17 protein-coding genes are annotated in these 18433 nt (G+C 73.0%); 7 read left to right on the forward strand and 10 right to left on the reverse strand.

Annotated elements, in window-relative coordinates; genetic code table 11:
* Positions 1-129 precede the first annotated feature (129 nt).
* Positions 130-1065 (reverse strand): tRNA (adenosine(37)-N6)-dimethylallyltransferase MiaA, encoded by a 936-nt coding sequence (miaA, locus tag ACIRVF_RS35565; RefSeq protein WP_402827508.1) that lies wholly within the window; start codon positions 1063-1065, stop codon positions 130-132.
* Between the two features lie 178 nt (positions 1066-1243).
* Between miaA and ACIRVF_RS35570 the strand changes: the two genes are divergently transcribed.
* Positions 1244-1501: an antitoxin gene (locus tag ACIRVF_RS35570; protein WP_402827511.1), complete on the forward strand. Its 258-nt coding sequence runs from the start codon at positions 1244-1246 to the stop codon at positions 1499-1501.
* Positions 1502-1511: 10 nt separating this feature from the next.
* Here ACIRVF_RS35570 and ACIRVF_RS35575 read toward each other — a convergent pair whose 3' ends face one another.
* Both ACIRVF_RS35575 and miaB read right to left on the reverse strand, forming a co-directional pair.
* Entirely contained in the window at positions 1512-2210 is a 699-nt protein-coding gene (locus tag ACIRVF_RS35575) for a class III extradiol dioxygenase subunit B-like domain-containing protein (protein ID WP_402827514.1), read from the reverse strand.
* Between the two features lie 103 nt (positions 2211-2313).
* Positions 2314-3816 (reverse strand): tRNA (N6-isopentenyl adenosine(37)-C2)-methylthiotransferase MiaB, encoded by a 1503-nt coding sequence (miaB, locus tag ACIRVF_RS35580; protein WP_402827516.1) that lies wholly within the window; start codon positions 3814-3816, stop codon positions 2314-2316.
* 139 nt (positions 3817-3955) lie between these two features.
* Between miaB and ACIRVF_RS35585 the strand changes: the two genes are divergently transcribed.
* Complete coding sequence (locus tag ACIRVF_RS35585; protein WP_402827518.1) at positions 3956-4975, forward strand: TAXI family TRAP transporter solute-binding subunit; 1020 nt, start codon at positions 3956-3958, stop codon at positions 4973-4975.
* Positions 4976-4979: 4 nt separating this feature from the next.
* Here ACIRVF_RS35585 and ACIRVF_RS35590 read toward each other — a convergent pair whose 3' ends face one another.
* Both ACIRVF_RS35590 and ACIRVF_RS35595 read right to left on the reverse strand, forming a co-directional pair.
* Entirely contained in the window at positions 4980-6413 is a 1434-nt protein-coding gene (locus ACIRVF_RS35590) for a sensor histidine kinase (protein ID WP_402827520.1), read from the reverse strand.
* A 6-nt stretch (positions 6414-6419) separates the two neighbouring features.
* Entirely contained in the window at positions 6420-7178 is a 759-nt protein-coding gene (locus tag ACIRVF_RS35595; protein WP_402827523.1) for a response regulator transcription factor, read from the reverse strand.
* Between the two features lie 392 nt (positions 7179-7570).
* Between ACIRVF_RS35595 and ACIRVF_RS35600 the strand changes: the two genes are divergently transcribed.
* From ACIRVF_RS35600 to ACIRVF_RS35620, 5 genes are all read left to right on the forward strand, one after another.
* The gene (locus tag ACIRVF_RS35600) at positions 7571-8344 is read left to right on the forward strand and encodes an amino acid ABC transporter ATP-binding protein (protein WP_402827526.1); all 774 of its coding nucleotides are present in this window, start codon (positions 7571-7573) and stop codon (positions 8342-8344) included.
* Between the two features lie 119 nt (positions 8345-8463).
* On the forward strand, positions 8464-9366 hold the full coding sequence (locus ACIRVF_RS35605) for a glutamate ABC transporter substrate-binding protein (protein ID WP_402827529.1): 903 nt from the start codon (positions 8464-8466) through the stop codon (positions 9364-9366).
* Positions 9367-9409: 43 nt separating this feature from the next.
* The gene (locus ACIRVF_RS35610) at positions 9410-10060 is read left to right on the forward strand and encodes an amino acid ABC transporter permease (RefSeq protein ID WP_402827532.1); all 651 of its coding nucleotides are present in this window, start codon (positions 9410-9412) and stop codon (positions 10058-10060) included.
* Between the two features lie 73 nt (positions 10061-10133).
* Positions 10134-10988 carry an amino acid ABC transporter permease gene (locus tag ACIRVF_RS35615; RefSeq protein ID WP_402827535.1) on the forward strand — a complete coding sequence of 285 codons (855 nt, stop codon included), beginning with the start codon at positions 10134-10136 and terminating at the stop codon, positions 10986-10988.
* Between the two features lie 122 nt (positions 10989-11110).
* Positions 11111-12826, forward strand: a complete 1716-nt coding sequence (locus ACIRVF_RS35620) for an FAD-dependent monooxygenase (RefSeq protein ID WP_402827537.1) — start codon at positions 11111-11113, stop codon at positions 12824-12826.
* A 6-nt stretch (positions 12827-12832) separates the two neighbouring features.
* On the opposite strand, the gene rny is transcribed toward ACIRVF_RS35620, so the two are convergent.
* The 5 genes from rny to ACIRVF_RS35645 all read right to left on the reverse strand — a co-directional run bounded on the left by rny (position 12833) and on the right by ACIRVF_RS35645 (position 18229).
* Entirely contained in the window at positions 12833-14299 is a 1467-nt protein-coding gene (gene rny / locus ACIRVF_RS35625; protein ID WP_402827539.1) for a ribonuclease Y, read from the reverse strand.
* Between the two features lie 159 nt (positions 14300-14458).
* Positions 14459-15385 carry a regulatory protein RecX gene (locus ACIRVF_RS35630; protein WP_402827580.1) on the reverse strand — a complete coding sequence of 309 codons (927 nt, stop codon included), beginning with the start codon at positions 15383-15385 and terminating at the stop codon, positions 14459-14461.
* 72 nt (positions 15386-15457) lie between these two features.
* Entirely contained in the window at positions 15458-16573 is a 1116-nt protein-coding gene (recA, locus tag ACIRVF_RS35635) for a recombinase RecA (RefSeq protein WP_402827542.1), read from the reverse strand.
* A 210-nt stretch (positions 16574-16783) separates the two neighbouring features.
* Complete coding sequence (locus tag ACIRVF_RS35640) at positions 16784-17893, reverse strand: AI-2E family transporter (protein ID WP_402827545.1); 1110 nt, start codon at positions 17891-17893, stop codon at positions 16784-16786.
* A gap of 141 nt (positions 17894-18034) precedes the next feature.
* Positions 18035-18229 (reverse strand): DUF3046 domain-containing protein, encoded by a 195-nt coding sequence (locus ACIRVF_RS35645; protein ID WP_030285284.1) that lies wholly within the window; start codon positions 18227-18229, stop codon positions 18035-18037.
* Between the last annotated feature and the right edge of the window lie 204 nt (positions 18230-18433).

Here is an 18433-nt window from a genome sequence, read left to right on the forward strand (position 1 = left end):
GGACGTTCGGGGCCTGACCGGGGTCCTCGGGTGATCCGTGGCCATCACGTGATCGGGCCGTGACCCCCGGTGCGCTCTGCACGGTCGCCTGCGCACGCAGGTGCACCACCGAATTGGCCGGAACCCGTCCTACGCGGCCGGAACTTCCTGACGGCCGATCAGTTCGAGGGAGCGGTCCAGCAACTCGACCGGGTCGGTGCCGGCCGGCCGGGAGAGCCAGTGGATGCGGTCGTCCCGGCGGAACCAGGACTCCTGACGGCGGGCGAAGCGCTTGGTGGCGCGGACGGTCTCGGCCCGCGCCTCGCCCTCGGTGCACTCGCCGGCGAAGTGGTCGAGCACCTGCTGGTAGCCGAGCGCCCGGGAGGCGGTCCGGCCCTCCCGCAGTCCGGCCTTCTCCAGCTCCCGCACCTCGTCCAGCAGCCCGGCCTCCCACATCCGGTCCACCCGCAGGGTGATCCGCTCGTCCAGCTCGGGGCGCGGGACGGCGACGCCGATCTGCACCGCCTCGTACACCGCGGTGTTGCTCGGCAGGTTGGCGGTGAACGGCCGTCCGGTGATCTCGATGACCTCCAGGGCGCGGACGATCCGCCGCCCGTTGCCGGTCAGGATCGCCTCGGCGGCCGCCGGGTCCAGCTCGGCCAGTCGCCGGTGGAGCGCGTACGGGCCGGCCTGCTCCAGTTCGGCCTCCAGCCGGGCGCGCACCCCGGGGTCGGTGCCGGGGAACTCCATCTCGTCGATCGCGGCCCGGACGTACAGCCCGGAGCCGCCGACCAGGACGGGGGTGCGCCCGGCGGCGAGCAGCCGGTCGATCTCGGCCCGGGCCAGCCGCTGGTACTCGGCGACGCTGGCGGCCTCGGTGACGTCCCAGACGTCCAGCAGGTGGTGCGGCACGCCCCCGCGCTCGTCCATGGTCAGCTTGGCCGTACCGATGTCCATGCCCCGGTACAGCTGCATCGAGTCGGTGTTGATCACCTCGCCGCCGAGGCTGCGGGCGATGGCGACGGCCAGGTCGGACTTTCCGGCGGCGGTCGCGCCGACGATGCTGATCACACGGGAGCTGCTCACCGCTCCAGTCTCGCAAACCGCCGCGGCGGCCGGGACCGGGCTGCCGCCCGCCCCCGACTGCGCGAGGACATGACCGTTCCCCGGCCCGCCCGGCCCTCGCCGCGGCCGACCGCCGTTTTTGCGAACGCTTTACCCGTCGCGTGCGTTGTACAGGGGACAGGGAACGAAGGAGATCGCCATGGGTCTGATGGACAACCTCAAGGGCAAGGCCGAGGAGCTCAAGGAGAAGGCCAGCGAGCTCGCGGGCAAGCACAGCGACCAGATCGACCAGTTCGTGGACAAGGCCGGCGGCGCGATCGACAAGGCCACCAAGGGCAAGTACAGCGAAAAGATCGAGCACGGCACCGGCAAGGCCAAGGACGCGGTCGGCGACTTCGCCCACAAGCCGAAGCCGGGCGGCGAGGAGGGTCAGACCCCCCGCCCCCCGCAGCCGTAGCCGTAACCGGTCAGGACCAGGACGCCACGAAGTACCCGACGCCGTACGGGGCGTCCTGGTACCCCAGCCGCCCGGTGAGTCCGGCGCCCTCGGCGGCGCCGGCCAGCACCTGCCAGGGCGCCCGGCCCTCCGCCTTGAGTTCGGCGGCCAGCGCCGGGTCGACGGCGGCGAGGGCGGGCAGGTCGGCGGAGCCCAGGGCGGCGGCCAGCGCGGCGTCGAAGCCCTCGGCCCGCTCGTCCAGGTAACCGGGCGCCTTCAGCGAGCGGCAGGCGCTGCCGTCGCCGAGGACCAGCAGGGCGACCCGGTCGGCGAGGCCGGCCAGGCCCTGGCCGAGGCCGAGCATCCGGTCGGCGGGGGCGTCGGCGGGCACCGCGCAGGCGTGCGTCGGCAGGGTCACCCCGGCGCGCTCCAGCAGCCAGGCGCCGACGGTCAGCGAGGGCGCCAGCTCCGGCCCCTCGACCCGCGCCCCGGGCAGCTTGGCGACCAGCGGCACCCCGTAGCGGTGGAAGGACCCGGCCCCGCCCTCGGTCCACACCTCGGCCTCCGGCCCGGCGCCCACCACCACGACCAGCTGCGGTTCGGCGGCGACGAGCGCCGCCAGCGCCTCGTCGCAGGCGGCGCGCAGCGCGTCCAGCTCGGGCGCGGCCCCGGCGGCGACCTCGGGGACGAGCAGCGGCGGACAGGGGCACACGGCGGCGGCTACCAGCATGCTGATCACTCTAGGCCCTGCCGCCCGCGAACCGGGCCCGGGGACGACGGCGGCCCGGCGGGAGCGCAGGTGCTCCCGCCGGGCCGCCGTCAGGGCGCGGGCGTCAGTCGCCGCAGCAGGCGCCGCCCGCCGGGGCGGCCAGCGGCAGTTCGGCCGGGGCGCCGATCTTCGGCAGGCCGAGCATCACGCCGGCCGGCTTGTCGGCGGGCTTGGCCTGGCGCTTCTCCCAGGCGTCGCCGGCCCGGGTACGGCGCACGGCCAAGGCCGGGCCCTCGGCCAGCAGGTGGTGCGGAGCGGCGTAGGTGATCTCGACGGTCACCATGTCGCCGGGGCGCACCGGCTCCTCGGGCTTCGTGAAGTGCACCAGCCGGTTGTCGGGCGCGCGCCCGGACAACCGCTGGGTCCGGTCGTCCTTCTTGCCCTCGCCCTCGGCGACCAGGACTTCCAGGGTGCGGCCGACCTGCTTCTTGTTCTCGTCCCAGGAGATCTCCTCCTGGAGCGCGATCAGCCGGTCGTAGCGGGCCTGGACGACCTCCTTCGGCACCTGGTCCGCCATCTCCGCGGCGGGGGTGCCGGGGCGCTTGGAGTACTGGAAGGTGAAGGCGTTGGTGAAGCGGGCCTCGCGGACGACGTGCATCGTCTTCTCGAAGTCCTCCTCGGTCTCGCCGGGGAAGCCCACGATGATGTCGGTGGAGATCGCCGCGTCCGGCATCGCCTCGCGGACCTTGCGGATGATCCCGAGGAAACGCTCCTGCCGGTAGGAGCGGCGCATCGCCTTGAGGACGCGGTCCGAGCCGGACTGCAGCGGCATGTGCAGCTGGTGCATCACGCTCGGGGTCTCGGCCATCGCGGCGATCACGTCGTCGGTGAAGTCGCGCGGGTGCGGCGAGGTGAAGCGGATCCGCTCCAGGCCCTCGATCCCGCCGGCCGCGCGCAGCAGCTTGGAGAAGGCCTCGCGGTCGCCCAGGTCGGAGCCGTAGGCGTTGACGTTCTGGCCGAGCAGGGTCACCTCGATGACGCCCTCGTCCACCAGCGCCTCGATCTCGGCGAGGACGTCGCCGGGACGGCGGTCCTCCTCCTTGCCGCGCAGCGCGGGGACGATGCAGAAGGTGCAGGTGTTGTTGCAGCCGACCGAGATGGCGACCCAGGCCGCGTACGCGGACTCACGGCGGGTGGGCAGCGTGGAGGGGAAGGTCTCCAGCGACTCCAGGATCTCGACCTGGGCCTTGCGCTCGACGGCGGCCCGCTCCAGCAGCGCCGGCAGGTGGCCGATGTTGTGGGTGCCGAACACCACGTCGACCCAGGGGGCGCGCTTGACGATGGTCTCGCGGTCCTTCTGGGCCAGGCAGCCGCCGACGGCGATCTGCATGCCCTGGTGGCGGCTCTTGGCCGGTGCGAGCTGCCCGAGGTTGCCGTACAGCTTGTTGTCGGCGTTCTCGCGCACCGCACAGGTGTTGAACACGACCAGGTCCGGGTCGCCGTCCTGGCCGGCCTTGACGTACCCGGCGTCCTCCAGCAGGCCCGACAGCCGCTCGGAGTCGTGGACGTTCATCTGACAGCCGTGCGTGACGACCTTGTAGCTCTTCAATCCGCTCTCACCGCTCACCAGACCAGGGTACGGGCAGCCGCGAGCCGGTTTTCCCGGAGCTTCACCGCGGCGGTCCCGGGGCTTCGCCGGCCGGCTCCCGCAGCTTCGCCGGTCCGTTCCCCTCCCGTTCGGCCGGAGCGCCTGGCACTATCCCTGCATGACCCCCACCGAACCGTCACGTCTCGGCGCCGCCGTCCGCCGCGCGGCCCGCAGCCCGTTGTGGCGGACGGTGCTGGTCCTGGTGCTCCTGGTGGCCGGCCTCGGCGGCTGGTGGCTGTCGGCGGGCCGCTCACCCGGGTACCCGCGCGGGGAGACCCACTTCGCGACCGGCGTCCCGCGCGGGGTCTACGACCGGTACGGGCAGCTGCTGCGGGCCCACGTCTCGCAGACCATGCCGGGGGTGCGGCTGGCCCTGGACAGCACCGACGGCTCGGTGGAGAACCTGACCAGGGTGATCAACGGCCAGGACACCTTCTCCATCGCCACCGCCGACGCGGTCGCCGCCTACCAGGGCCCCGGCAAGGACCGGCTGCGGGCGATCGCCCGGCTGTACGACGACTACCTGCAGCTGATCGTCCCGGCCGACTCCCCGGTGCACCGCACCGCCGACCTCAAGGGCCTGCGGGTCGGCGTCGGGCTGCCGAAGTCCGGGGTGAACCTGGTGACCAGGCGGCTGCTGACCGCGGCCGGACTGGACCCGGACCACGACATCACCGCCGTCCCGGCGGGCGTCAGCGACGGCTCGGACGCGCTGCGCGAGGGCAAGCTGGACGCCTTCTTCTGGTCCGGCGGCCTGCCCACCAGCGCGCTCACCGACCTCTCCGAGCGCTTCCGGATCCGGGTCGTCCCGCTGGCCGACCTGTCCGAGGCGCTGCACAAGGCGGAGGGCGACGGCGTCGACGCCTACCGGGCGGCCACCATGCCCAAGGGCACCTACCCGAACGCCGATCCCAAGGACCCGGTCGCCACCATGGCCGTGCCCAACCTGCTGGTCACCCGGGACGACGTGGACCCGGGCCTGGTGGAGGGCATGACCCGGGCGGTGATAGACAGCCGGGACCAGATCGGCGCCCAGGTGCACGCCGCCCAGCTGGTCGACCTGCGCACCGCCGTCTACACCGACCCGCTCCCGCTGCACGAGGGCGCGGCGCGCTACTACCGGTCGGTGAAACCCTAGGGCTTCACGGCTGTTCGGGCCGCGGCACCGCCAGGGTCACCGCGAGCCCGGTCGGCTTGACCGGGGCGAAGCCGAGCGTGCCGCCGCTGGCCGCCAGCAGGGTGCGGGCGATGGACAGGCCCAGCCCGGAGCCGTCCACGTTCTGGTGCCGCGCGCTGCGCCAGAACCGGTCCCCGGCCCGGGACAGCTCGTCCTCGGTCAGCCCCGGCCCGGCGTCGCTGACGGTCACCGCGACCTCGTCCCGGCGCACCGCGACCCGCAGCCGCACCTCGCTGCCGGACGGGCCGAACTTGAGCGCGTTGTCGAGGACGGCGTCCAGCGCGGAGCCGAAGCCGATCGGGTCCGCCATGCCGATCGCCAGCGCCGGGCCGTCCCAGCGCAGCTCGATCCCGCGCTGCTCGGCCACCGGCCGCCAGCCGTCCACCCGGGCGAGGGTCAGCTCGGCGAGGTCGGTCTGCTCGGGTTCGGGGCGGGCGTGCTCGGCGGTGGCCAGCCCCAGCAGGTCGTCCAGCACCCGGGCCAGCCGGGAGCCCTCCTCCCGCACACCGCCGAGCTCCTCCTCGTGCCCCTCGGGCAGTTCCAGGCCGAGCACCTCGACCCGCAGCAGCAGGGCCGAGAGCGGGTTGCGCAGCTGGTGCGAGGCGTCCGCGACGAAGGCTTTCTGCTGGTCCATGGCGTGCACCACGTGGTCCGCCATCTCGTTGAACGACCGTGCCAGCCGCTGGAGTTCGGGCGGTCCGCCGCCGGGAGCGACCCGCGCGGCCATCCGGCCGGTCGCTATGTCGTGGGTCGCCCGGTCCAGGGTGCGCACCGGGCGCAGCACCCACTCGGTGAGCCGCACGGCCAGCAGCACGGCGACGGCCATCGCGGCCGCCTCACCGCCGGCGAGCACCAGCCACTTGTGCAGCACCCGGGCCCGCAGCGCCCCGGCCGGGGACTCGCTCAGCACCACCGCGACCACGTCTCCGTCGCGCACCACCGGGGCGGCGACGGTGATCGTCCGCTCCTCGGACCACGGCCAGACCTGCGGCGGGTTGTGGCTGCGCCGCCCGTCCAGCGCCTCCTGGAAGGCCTGGGCGCCCCAGCCGACGGCGGGCACCCGCCAGTCGCGCGGGGCGACCGCGATCGGCGCGCCGTCGCGCTGGAAGATGCCCAGGCGCACGCCGTACAGGTCGAAGTAGCGCTGGACCTCGGCCTCGATCGCGTGCCGCCGGCTGAGGTCGCCGGGGGCGGGCTCGGGGTCGGCCTTGAACGCTGAGTCCAGGGCGGCGGCGCCGGAGGTGGGCAGGTCCTGGGCGAAGCGGGCGGCGTCGTCGAGCCGGTCGACCACCACCCTGCTCTGCTCGGCCGCCGCGAACGCCGCCGCGAGCGGCAGCCCCAGGGCGGCCAGGACGCAGAGCATGAGGGCGATCAGGATGCCGAGCAGGCGGGTGCGCACGTGCGGTCAGTGCTCCGCGGGGGCGGACGGGGCCTGGTCGGCCGCGGTGGAGGTCGGGCCGTCGGGGATCAGCCGGTAGCCGACGCCGCGCACGGCCTCGACCAGGCCCGGCAGCGCGAGCTTGTTGCGCAGCGAGCCGATGTGCACCTCCAGGGTGCGGCCGTTGCCCTCCCAGCCGCTGCGCCAGACCTCGCTGAAGATCTGCTCGCGCCGGTAGACCACGCCGGGGCTCTGGGCGAGCAGCGCCAGCAGGTCGAACTCCTTGCGGGTGAGCGGCACGTCGCGGCCGTCCACGCTGACCCGGCGGCGCTCCCGGTCGATCCGGATGCCGCGGGACTCCAGCGGGCCGCGCTGCTGCGGTACGGCGTCGGGCGCGGGCACCGCCGCCGAGGACGGCTGGGCGCCGCGGCGGGCGACCGCGTGGATGCGGGCGAGCAGCTCGCCCATGTCGTACGGCTTGGTGACGTAGTCGTCGGCGCCCAGGTTGAGGCCGTGGATCCGGGAGCGGATGTCGGCGCGGGCCGTCACCATGATCACCGGGACGCCGCTGCCGGCCCTGATCCGGCTGCACACCTCGAAGCCGTCGCGGTCGGGCAGCCCGAGGTCGAGCAGCACGACGCGGTACGGCTCGTTGCCGTCCGGCACCAGGGCGTCCAGCGCCTCGTGCCCGCTGCGGGCGTGCCGCACCTGGAAGCCGTGCCGTCCGAGCACCGCTACCAGCGCCGCGGCCACGCGTTCGTCGTCCTCGACGAGCAGCAGTCGCATCCCGTTCTCCTCCCTCCCCCACGTGGTCGCCGGGCCGATTCGGTGGGGGCCCGGTCCTGCGCAGTATGGGCCAGTGCGCGGCCGGGCGCCAGGCTCGACCGCGTACCGGGCTCGTGGGGGACGGCGAGCACCGGCACGGATTCCCGCTGTGACATGCCCCGTCGGCCCACTCGCGAACGGTGCGTACGCACCGTGTGGCCGTTTCGTGATCCTCAAGTTCCGCTCAGATCGGCTGACGGGGCACCGTCAGCGCTCCTAAGGTCACCCCACCGGGGGCTGCGGCTCCGCCGGTCGCGGCTCCCGGATTCGCACCACCTTTGCCATCCAAGGGAGTTGGGACTTCCGGGTAGGCACGAAACGACCCAGTTCGACACAGTTAGGGAGCAGGCGCGATGACCGAGAGCCCGGTCGAGGACTCCACCCCCGCAGCCGCCCCGCTGGTCGTGCTGAGCAACGTCAACAAGCACTACGGAGCGCTGCACGTGCTCCAGGACATCGACCTGGAGATCAGGCAGGGCGAGGTGGTCGTCCTGATCGGACCGTCCGGGTCCGGCAAGTCCACGCTCTGCCGGACGATCAACCGGCTGGAGACCATCGACTCCGGCACGATCACCCTGTCCGGCCGCCCGCTGCCCGCCGAGGGCCGGGAGCTGGCCAAGCTGCGCGCCGAGGTCGGCATGGTGTTCCAGGGCTTCAACCTGTTCGCGCACAAGACCGTGCTGGAGAACGTGGTCCTGGCCCAGGTCAAGGTCCGCAAGGTGATCCGCTCGCACGCCGAGAAGACCGCCCGCGAACTGCTCGACCGGGTCGGTGTCGGGGCGCAGGCGGACAAGTTCCCGGCCCAGCTCTCCGGCGGCCAGCAGCAGCGCGTGGCGATCGCCCGGGCGCTGGCGATGAAGCCGAAGGTGATGCTCTTCGACGAGCCGACCTCGGCGCTCGACCCGGAGATGGTCAACGAGGTGCTGGAGGTCATGCGCCAGCTGGCCGCCGACGGCATGACGATGGTCGTCGTCACCCACGAGATGGGCTTCGCCCGCTCCGCCGCGAACCGGGTGCTGTTCATGGCCGACGGGAAGATCGTCGAGCAGAACACCCCGGACGCGTTCTTCACCGCGCCGCGCTCCGACCGCGCCAAGGACTTCCTCTCGAAGATCCTGCACCACTGACGCTTCGAGACCACGCGGGGCCGCCTCCGGCAACGGCGCCGGACGGCCCTGCCCGTGCACGACTTCCAGACGCCAGAGCCCGGTCCGCACCGTGGCCAAGCCCCAGGAGTACAACCCTCATGAGGACTTCCCGCACCCTCGCCGTGGCGCTCTGTGCCGTCGCGCTCACCGCCACCGCCGCCTGCGGCAAGGACGGCACCCCCGCCTCCAACGCGGCGACCGCGAGCAACGCCCCGGCGCTGCCGACCTACACGGTCAAGACCGACGTCAAGGTCGACTCCCCGGTCATCGCCGAGGCCAAGAAGCGCGGCCAGCTGATCATCGGCGCCAAGGCCGACCAGCCGAACCTCGGCTGGGAGGACGTCGCCAGCGGTGACCGCAGCGGCTTCGACATCGAGATCGCCAAGATGGTCGCCGCCGACCTCGGCTTCTCCCCGCAGCAGATCAAGTGGCAGACCCTGGTGTCCTCGCAGCGCGAGCCGGCCATCGCCAAGGGCCAGATCGACTTCTACGTCGGCACCTACAGCATCAACGACGAGCGCAAGAAGACGGTCTCGTTCGCCGGCCCGTACTACATCGCCGGCCAGGACTTCCTGGTGAAGAGCGACAACACCTCGATCACCGGCCCGGAGAGCATCAGCGGCAAGAACGTCTGCACCGCCACCGGCTCGACCTCGATCAAGAACATCCAGCCGTACAACCCGAAGATCACCCAGTTCGACACCTACTCGGCCTGCGTCGAGAAGCTGATGTCGGGCGAGGTCGACGCGGTCACCACCGACGACGCGATCCTCAAGGGCTACGCCTCCAAGTACGCGCCCAAGCTCAAGGTGGTCGGCAAGCCGTTCACCAAGGAGAACTACGGCGTCGGCCTGAACAAGGACGACAAGGCGCTGCGCGACGCGATCAGCGACGCCCTCAAGGCCCACGAGGACAACGGCGACTGGAAGAAGGCCTACGACGCGACCCTGGGCGCGTCCGGCTCGGCCGCCCCGGCGATCCCGACCCTCGACCGCTACTGATCCACCCCCGCTTCCCGACCATCTGTGAGAGGAGGGCCGCCGGATGGGGTTCCTGTTCGAGCAGGACAACTTCGCGTTGTTCCGCGACGGCTTCCTGCAGACGATCGAGCTGAGCGCGCTCAGCGCCCTGCTCGCCCTGCTGCTGGGCACCCTGCTGGCGGCCTTCCGGGTCTCCCCGGTGCCGGTCCTGCGCGCCTTCGGCACCACCTGGGTGACGCTGTTCCGCAACACCCCGCTGACCCTGCTGTTCTTCGCCGTCACCTTCGGCCTGCCGCCGCTCGGGGTGCACTTCAGCCACCTCACCTTCGCGGTGCTGGCGCTCGGCGGCTACACCGCCTCGTTCGTCTGCGAGGTGATCCGCTCCGGTGTCAACACCGTGCCGCTCGGCCAGGCCGAGGCGGCCCGCAGCCTGGGCATGAACTTCTTCCAGACCCTCACGCTGGTGATCCTGCCGCAGGCCTCCCGTACGGTGCTCGGCCCGATGAGCAGCGTCTTCATCGCGCTGCCCAGGAACTCGGCGATCGCCGGAGCGTTCAGCGTCAGTGAGCTGTACAGCGCCCAGCAGACCTTCTCCGAGCGCGGCTACTCGATCTTCTCGATCTTCTTCTGGGTGGCCTGCGCCTACCTGCTGATCAGTGCGACGGTCGCCTCCTTCTTCCGCTTCCTGGAATCCCGACTGGCGGTGGTCCGATGAGCGAGCGCAGCGAGCACATGATCAAGAGGTGCGCGTGGGCGGATGCCCCTGCCGTGCGAAGCGAGGTGGGCGCATGAGCATGCTCCAGCGTCAGCGGCAGGGCTCGGCGAGCGTCCTCTACGACATCCCCGGCCCCCGGACCCGCGCCCGCTACCGGCTGTTCGGCGTCCTCTCCCTGCTCGGCATCGCGGGGCTCCTCTGGTACGCCGTCAGCGCGCTCGCCGACAACGGCCAGTTCGACGCCGACCTGTGGGACCCGTTCCAGTACAACTTCGTCCAGCAGATGATCGTGGACGGCCTGCTGGCCACTCTGAAGGCCTTCGGCCTGGCGGCCGCCTTCTCGCTCGCCCTGGGCGCGCTGCTGGCCTCCGGCACGCTCTCCGACCACCGGCCGGTCCGCTGGGTCTGCACGGCGATCGTCCAGTTCTTCCGGGCGATGCCGCTGCTGATCCTGATCGTCGCGCTCTACTACGCGTTCTTCGCCAAGGACCCGATGTGGGCGCTGGTGCTCGGGCTCACCCTCTACAACGGCTCGGTCCAGGCCGAGATCATCCGCAGCGGCGTCAACGCCGTGCCGCGCGGCCAGGGCGAGGCGGCGTACGCCCTCGGAATGCGCAAGACCCAGGTGATGTCCACCATCCTGGTGCCGCAGGCCGTCCGCTCGATGCTGCCGTCGATGATCGGCCAGCTGGTCGTCACCCTCAAGGACACCTCGCTCGGCTACATCATCACGTACAACGAGCTGCTGTTCATGGGCAAGAAGATCGCCAGTCAGCCGATGAACGCCGCGGGCTTCCCCTACATCCCCGTGGTCCTGGTGATCGCACCGATCTACATCGCGCTGTGCCTGCTCCTGACCGCGCTCGCGCGGTGGATCGAAGCACGCGGCCGTCGCGGCGCGAACCGGCGCACTTCAGCTGCTGCTTGACGGACACGCAGGTGAACTGTTGCATTGCTGTTCGTGACACCTCCCGGGAGCATCCACGCGGCATATGCGGCAGCGGTAACTGACGCCGGCCCATGGGCCGGTTCGTGCCCGGAGGTCCCCGCATGGACCCGGTGATCGTGGTCGGGGCCGGACCGGTCGGTCTGGCCCTGGCCCTCGCGCTGGCCCGGCACGAGGTGCCGACCGTCGTCCTGGACGAGGGCTCCGGGCTCTGCCCCGAGGGCCCCCGCAGCGTCGTCCTCGGCGCCGACGCCACCGCCTTCCTGACCCGGATCGGCTACTCCCGGGCCGTCTCCGACTCCGCGTTGTGGGACTCCTTCGCCATCTGGCGCCGCCGCCAGGAGGTGCTGCGGATCGACCTCACCGACTCGCCCACCTTCCACCTCCCCCAGCACCGCCTCCAGCGCGGCCTGCGGGACGCCCTGACCGGCACCCCGCTGGTCCGGCTGGTCCCGCTGAACCGGGTCGTCGAGCTCGAACAGGACCGGGACGGCGTCAGCGTCCGCACCCACGGCACCCAGGACGGCTCCAGCACCTGGTGGCGCGGCAGCCACCTGGTCGGCTGCGACGGCGCCCGCTCCACCGTCCGCAAGCTGCTGAAGATCCGCTTCCCCGGCCGCCCGGCCGTCGACCGCAACGCCATCGCCACCGTCCGGGTCGACCTGCCCTTCGACGGCGCCCGGCTGCACCGCGAACCCCCGTGGCGCGGCGACCGCGAGGCCACCGCCCGACCGCTGCCGGACGGCGTCTGGCGGCTCGACTGGCGGCTGCCCCCGGGCCGGCCCGCCCCCACCGAACCGGTCGACCCGCACGCCACCTGGCCCGGCATCGTCACCGGCGACACCCTGCTCACCCGGGTCACCTCCACCCTCACCGGCTGGTGCGGCGAACTCCCCCGCTACGAGCTGCTCGCCGCCGCCGACCACACCGCCCAGCAGCGCCTCGCCGCCCGCTTCCGCAACGGCCGCTGCTTCCTGGCCGGCGACGCGGCCCACCTGCACGGCGCACTCGGCATGCAGAACCTCGCCGACGGGCTGCGCGACGCCGACAACCTCGCCTGGCGGCTCGCCCTCGCCTGGCACCTCCACTCCGGCGGCCCCCAGCCCGGCGGCTCCCTGCTGGACGGCTACGAGGTCGAGCGCCGCGGCGCGGTCGGCGCCCGACTGCGCGCCGTCGACCAGTCCATGCCGCTGCTGCGCCCGCTGCGCGGCTGGCAGCAGACCCGGCGCTCGCTGCTGGTCGGCGGCTTCCGCAAGCACGCCCCGCTGCTCGCCGACGGCCAGCTGGGCACCGGCCGCTTCGGCGGTGCGCCCGCCTACCCGGCGGCGCCCTCCGGCGTCCCCGGCCGGGTACCGGTGCAGCGCGGCGCGCGCGGCGTCACCTCGCTCAGCGAACTGCTGCCCGCCACCGCCCCCGGCGTGCTCGTCCCGGACCTTCCGGTGCTCACCGACGACGGCACCCCGGACCACCTGCACGCCCGGCTCGGCGCCACCTTCCTGCTGCTGCTGGTCGCCCCCGGCACCGCGGTCTGGTCGGCCGAGCACTGGCTCGGCGCCGGGCTGATGCCCCGGCTGGCCGAGGTCGCCGCCGCACTGCCCGTGCCGGCCGAGGTGCTGGTCACCGAGGAGTACCCGGGCGCCGGGCCGCACACCGTGCTGCTGATCCGCCCGGACGGCCACCTGGTCGGCGTCACCCAGGGCGCCGCCGCCGAGGACCTCCTGGCCCTCGCCGACCGCGCGCGCGGCGGCCCGGCCCCGCTCGCCGCCCAGCCCGAACCGGAGCCCGCCCAGGAGCCCCAGGAAGTGGATTCCGCCAGCTAGGACCAGCTAGCCGGCTACCGCCGTGGCCCGGCTCTCACGGACCACCGTGACCCGGATCCGGCCCGGGTAGGTGAGCTCCGCCGAGACCTGCCGGGCCACCTCGCGGGCGATCAGCTCCGCCCCGAGGTCGTCCACCGCGTCCGGCCGCACCATCACCCGGACCTCGCGCCCGGCCTGCATCGCGTACACCTCGGCCACCCCGGCGTGCGAGCGCGCGATCTCCTCCAACCGGGCCAGCCGCCGGACGTACAGTTCCAGCGACTCCTTGCGCGCCCCTGGCCGGCCGCCCGAGCAGGCGTCGGCGGCCTGGGTCAGCACGGCCGTCACCGTACGGGGCTCCACCTCGCCGTGGTGCGCGGCGATCGCGTGCACCACCTCGGGATCCTCGCCGAACCGCCGGGCGAGATCCGCGCCGACCGCCGCGTGGCTGCCCTCGGCCTCGTGGGTGAGCGCCTTGCCGATGTCGTGCAGCAGCGCCGCCCGGCGCACCGGCTCCGGGTCCACGCCCAGCTCGGCGGCCATCATCCCGGCCAGGTGCGCGGACTCCAGCAGGTGCCCGAGCACGTTCTGCCCGTAGGAGGCGCGGTAGCGCAGCGAGCCCAGGGTGCGCACGAGTTCGGGGTGCATCCCACCGACCCGGGCGTCCAGCAGGGCGTCCTCACCGGCCCGTACGCAGCGCTGCTCGACCTCCAGCCGACTGCGCTCGTGGACGTGCTCGATCCGGCTCGGCTGGATCCGGCCGTCCTCGACCAGCTGTTCCAGGGTGAGCCGGGCGGCCTCCCGGCGGACCGGGTCGAAGCAGGAGAGCTGCACCGAGGCGGGGGTGTCGTCGATGATCAGGTTGACGCCGGTGACCGCCTCGAAGGCACGGATGTTGCGGCCCTCCCGGCCGATGATCCGGCCCTTCATGTCCTCACCGGGCAGCCGGAAGACGGTGACGGCGGTCTCCGCCGTCTGCTCCGAGGCCAGCCGCTGGATCGCACCGGCGAGGATGCCCCGGGCCCGGCGCTCGCCCTCCTCCTTCGCCCCGCGCTCGATCTCCCGGACCGTGACGGCCGCCTCGCGCCGGGCCGACTCCTCGGCCTCACGCAGGAGTTGGGCGTGCGCCTGCTCGGCGGAGAGCCCGGCGGCGCGTTCCAGCGCCTGCGCCCGGCGGGCCGCCAGCGCCTCGACCTCGCCCCGCGAACGCTCCAACTCGGCGGACCGCTCGGCGAGTTCGTCCTCCCGGCGACGCAGCCGACGCAGCTCCTCGGCCAGGACCTCCTCGCGCCGGGCGAGTTCGGCCCACTGGCGAGCGGTCTGTTCCTCGGCCTGCCGGCCGGCCCGCTGAACCTCGGCCAGGGCCTGCCGCCGCGCGGCCCGCAACCGCCCGATCACCACGGCCAGCACCGCGAGCACCAGCAGGACGGCGACGCCCGCCCCGACGATCGGCACCAGGGCGCCACCCGTGCCGGTGGCCGCCGAGATCCTCATCCGCCCCACTCCCCGTCCCCGCGCGGGCCGTCCCTGCACGGGCCGTCTCAGCGCGGGGCGCGTCCGGAAGCGGCCCCGCACTGAGTGCGAGGCTAGGTGCGGGTCACGAAAGGGTCAAGAGCAGCCCAGGTTCAGACCAAAGAACCCGCCGGGCCTCCGTTACTCCCACTCCACCGCCGACGGTTCGCCGGACGCCTCCTCCTCCAGCGCGCCGCGCACCACCCGGAAGGCCAGCCCCTCGGAATAGCCGCGCCGGGCCAGCATCCCGACCAGCCGCCGGGTGCGGACCTGCGGGTCCAGCCCCCGGGTGGACCGCAGCTTGCGCTCGACCAGCGCCCGGGCCGCGTCCGTCTCGTCGTCGTGGTCGAGCTGGGCGACGGCCTGCTCGACCAGGTCGGCGGCCACACCCTTGGTGCGCAGCTCCTGGGCCAGCGCCCGCCGGGACAGCCCCCGGACGGCGTGCCGGGACTCCACCCAGGCGGCGGCGAAGGCGGCGTCGTCGATCAGCCCGACCTCTTCCAGTCGGGTGAGCACCTCCTCCGCGACGTCCTCCGGGATCTCCCGCTTGCTCAGGGCGTCGGCGAGCTGCTTGCGGGACTTGGCCGCACCGGTGAGCAGCCGCAGGCAGATGTCCCGGGCGCGGCTCTCCGGATCGGTCTCCTCCTCGGCCCGCCTGCGGGAGTTACGGGCGGTGCCCTCCTCCTCGCCCGTCAGGCCCTCGGCGGAGCGCGCGCGCCGGCCGCGGGGGGGGCGGGCGGGGGGGGGGGGGGGCGCCCCCGGGGGGGGGGGGGGGGGGGGGCGCCCCCCCCCCCCCCGGCCCCGCCCCCCCCCCCCCGACCCGAATCCCGCCCCGCGGGCATGTCGCCGCCCGCGACCTCCGGCTCCCCGGCCAGCGCCGAGCGACGCCGACGGCGGCCGGTGGGCAATTCGGAGGCGGAGACCAGGCCGAGTGCCTCGACCGGCGTCACCTCCGGCTGCTCCCGGTCGAGAGCCGTTCCGGGCGCCGCGCCGCGCGCCACCCGGACCGGAGTCCGCTCGAACCGCGGCCGCGGCTCGGGTTCGGGCTCCGCGACCGCGGCGAACCAGTCCGGCGGCCCGTAGTCGTCGTCCTCGGGGGCCGCCGGGCCGCCGCCCACCATGTCGTCCTGCGTCAACGGCTCAGGCCTTGGCAGCCGCCGTCTTCTTCGCCGCGGCCGTCTTGGCGGCGGTCGCGGTGATCGGCTTCGCGGCGCCGTCGGCCACGACGGCCTCCGGCGCGGCCTCGGCCGGCTCCTCGGTCTTCGGGCCGATGCCGAGCTTGCCCTTGATCTTCCGCTCGATCTCGTCGGCGAGCTGCGGGTTGTCCCGCAGGAAGTTACGGGCGTTCTCCTTGCCCTGGCCGAGCTGGTCGCCCTCGTAGGTGTACCAGGCGCCGGACTTGCGGATGAACCCGTGCTCCACGCCCATGTCGATCAAGCCGCCCTCGCGGCTGATGCCGATGCCGTAGAGGATGTCGAACTCGGCCTGCTTGAACGGCGCGGCGACCTTGTTCTTGACGACCTTGACGCGGGTGCGGTTGCCGACCGCCTCGGTGCCGTCCTTCAGCGTCTCGATCCGGCGGATGTCCAGTCGAACCGAGGCGTAGAACTTCAGCGCCCGGCCACCGGTCGTGGTCTCCGGCGACCCGAACATCACGCCGATCTTCTCGCGCAGCTGGTTGATGAAGATCGCGGTGGTGTTCGACTGGTTCAGCGCACCGGCGATCTTGCGCAGCGCCTGGCTCATGAGGCGGGCCTGCAGACCGACGTGCGAGTCACCCATCTCGCCCTCGATCTCGGCACGCGGGACGAGGGCCGCGACCGAGTCGATGATCACCAGGTCGATCGCGCCGGAGCGGATCAGCATGTCGGTGATCTCCAGGGCCTGCTCACCGGTGTCCGGCTGGCTGACCAGCAGGGCGTCGGTGTCCACGCCGAGCTTCTTGGCGTACTCCGGGTCGAGCGCGTGCTCCGCGTCGACGAAGGCGACCGTGCCACCGGCCCGCTGGGCGTTGGCGGCCAGGTGCAGGGTCAGGGTGGTCTTACCGGAGGACTCGGGGCCGTAGATCTCGATCACTCGGCCGCGCGGGATGCCGCCGACCCCGAGGGCGACGTCCAGGGCGGTCGACCCGGTGGAGATCACCTCGACCGGCTCGTTCGCCTTCTCACCGAGGCGCATCACCGAGCCCTTGCCGAACTGCCGCTCGATCTGGGCGAGCGCGGTCTCCAGGGCCTTCTCGCGGTCCGTACCTGCCATGGCTTTTTCCCTCGGGTTCTGTGCTGTGCGCTTCATCGTCATCGACGCTAGCGCGTCCCACTGACAAACGAGCCCCACCCGGCTCCGCCTGTGGAAAACTCCTCGCCGGAGAGTACAAAGAACATCTGTTCGATTCAAGCCTCGCAGCTCCGAACACGCCGCGGGGCGGGTCGACCGGGTCACTCCCGGCCGCCCGCCCCGCACCCTCCGTCACTCGGCGTCGCCGCCGACCATCCGGCGCAGCCGTCTCGCCGCCTCCCGCCGCAGCTCCCGGCGGGCCCGCCGCTGCTCGCCCCGGTCGATCCGCGGATCGGTCGCCACCTCGTACCGCCGCACGTACGTCCCGACGAAGCCCTGCAGGGTCGCCGCCGCCGGGATCGCGATCAGCGCGCCCACCGCCCCCAGCAGCGCCGCCCCCGCGATCACCGCGCCGAAGGCCACCGCGGGGTGCACGTCCACCGTCCTGGCGGTGATCCTCGGGTGCAGCACGTAGTTCTCGATCTGCTGGTAGACCACCGTGAAGACGAGCACCCACAACGCGTCCACGGGCTCCACGGTCAGGGCGACCAGCACCGGCAGCGCACCCGCCAGGTACGTCCCGATGGTCGGCACGAACTGCGACATGACGCCGACCCAGATCGCCAGCGCGGCCGAGTACGGCAGGTCGATCAGCGCGAACATCACCCAGTGCCCGGCCGCCGACACCACCGCCAGCACCGCCCGGGAGTACAGGTAGCCCCCCGTCTTGGCCAGCGCGATCTCCCAGGCCCGCAGCACCTCCGCCTGCTTGGCGGGCGGCAGCAGCGAACACACCGTCCGCCGGACCCGCGGCCCCTCGGCGGTGAAGTAGAAGGTGAACAGCCCCACCGTGAACGTCTGGAACAGCCCGCCGATCAGCGTGGACGAGACGCCCCAGACGTTGTCCGCGGCCTGCTGGGCGTACCCCTCGATCGTCCCCGAGTCCTTCAGCAGCCGCTTCTGCAACTCACCCAGCGACAGTTCCTGGTGGAACGTCCGGTTGACCCAGCCCATCAGATTGTCGACCAGGTGCGGCATGTCCCCGGCGATTTTGGCCACCTGGTCCACCAACAGCGTGCCGAGCGCCGCGAGGAAGCCCACCACCGCCACCCCGACCGCCACGAACACCAGGAAGGTCCCCACCCCCCGGCGCACCCCCCGCGCCGCCATCCGGTCCACGGCCGGCTCCAGCGCCAACGAGAGGAAGAACGCCACCAACAACATCACGAACAGGTCGATCAGCTGCCGGAAGGCCCAGTCCGCGAGCTGGAACACCCCGACCAACACCAGGAACAACACCATCGCCCGGGGCACCCAGGGCGGCATCCCACCCCACAACACCCCATCGCGCCCCGCCCGTTCCCCCTCGGCACCCCGCAGGCGCTCCCGCTCTCCACTCGTAGTCACCCGAACAGTCTGGCCCACCACCCCCACCCCGACCGCTCAGCGCAGCAACGCCGAAACCCCCTGCGTCTCACACACCACCCGCCACACGTCCTTGGCCTCCCACCCCGCCTCCAACGCCTGCCGCACCGTCCGCCCACCCAACTCGCTCATCACATGATCAGACGCAAACGACTCCGCATACCCCTCCCCGAAGTGCGCATACATCCGTCGCCAGAACTCGGTCAGCCTCATACCCCCCAGTATCCCGGAGGCCCACCAAACCCCCCTCCCACGCCAACACCCCTCCCCGATCCACCGGCGCGCGGGCAACGCCCCGCGCCAACCACACCCCCCCCCCCCCCCCCCGGGGGGGGGGGCCCCGCCCCCCCCCCCCCCCCCCCCCCCCCCCCCCCCCCCCCCCCCGCGGGGGGGCGGGGGGGGCGGGGGGCGGACGAG

Source organism: Kitasatospora sp. NPDC101157 (assembly GCF_044768255.1).
Lineage (GTDB): Bacteria > Actinomycetota > Actinomycetes > Streptomycetales > Streptomycetaceae > Kitasatospora.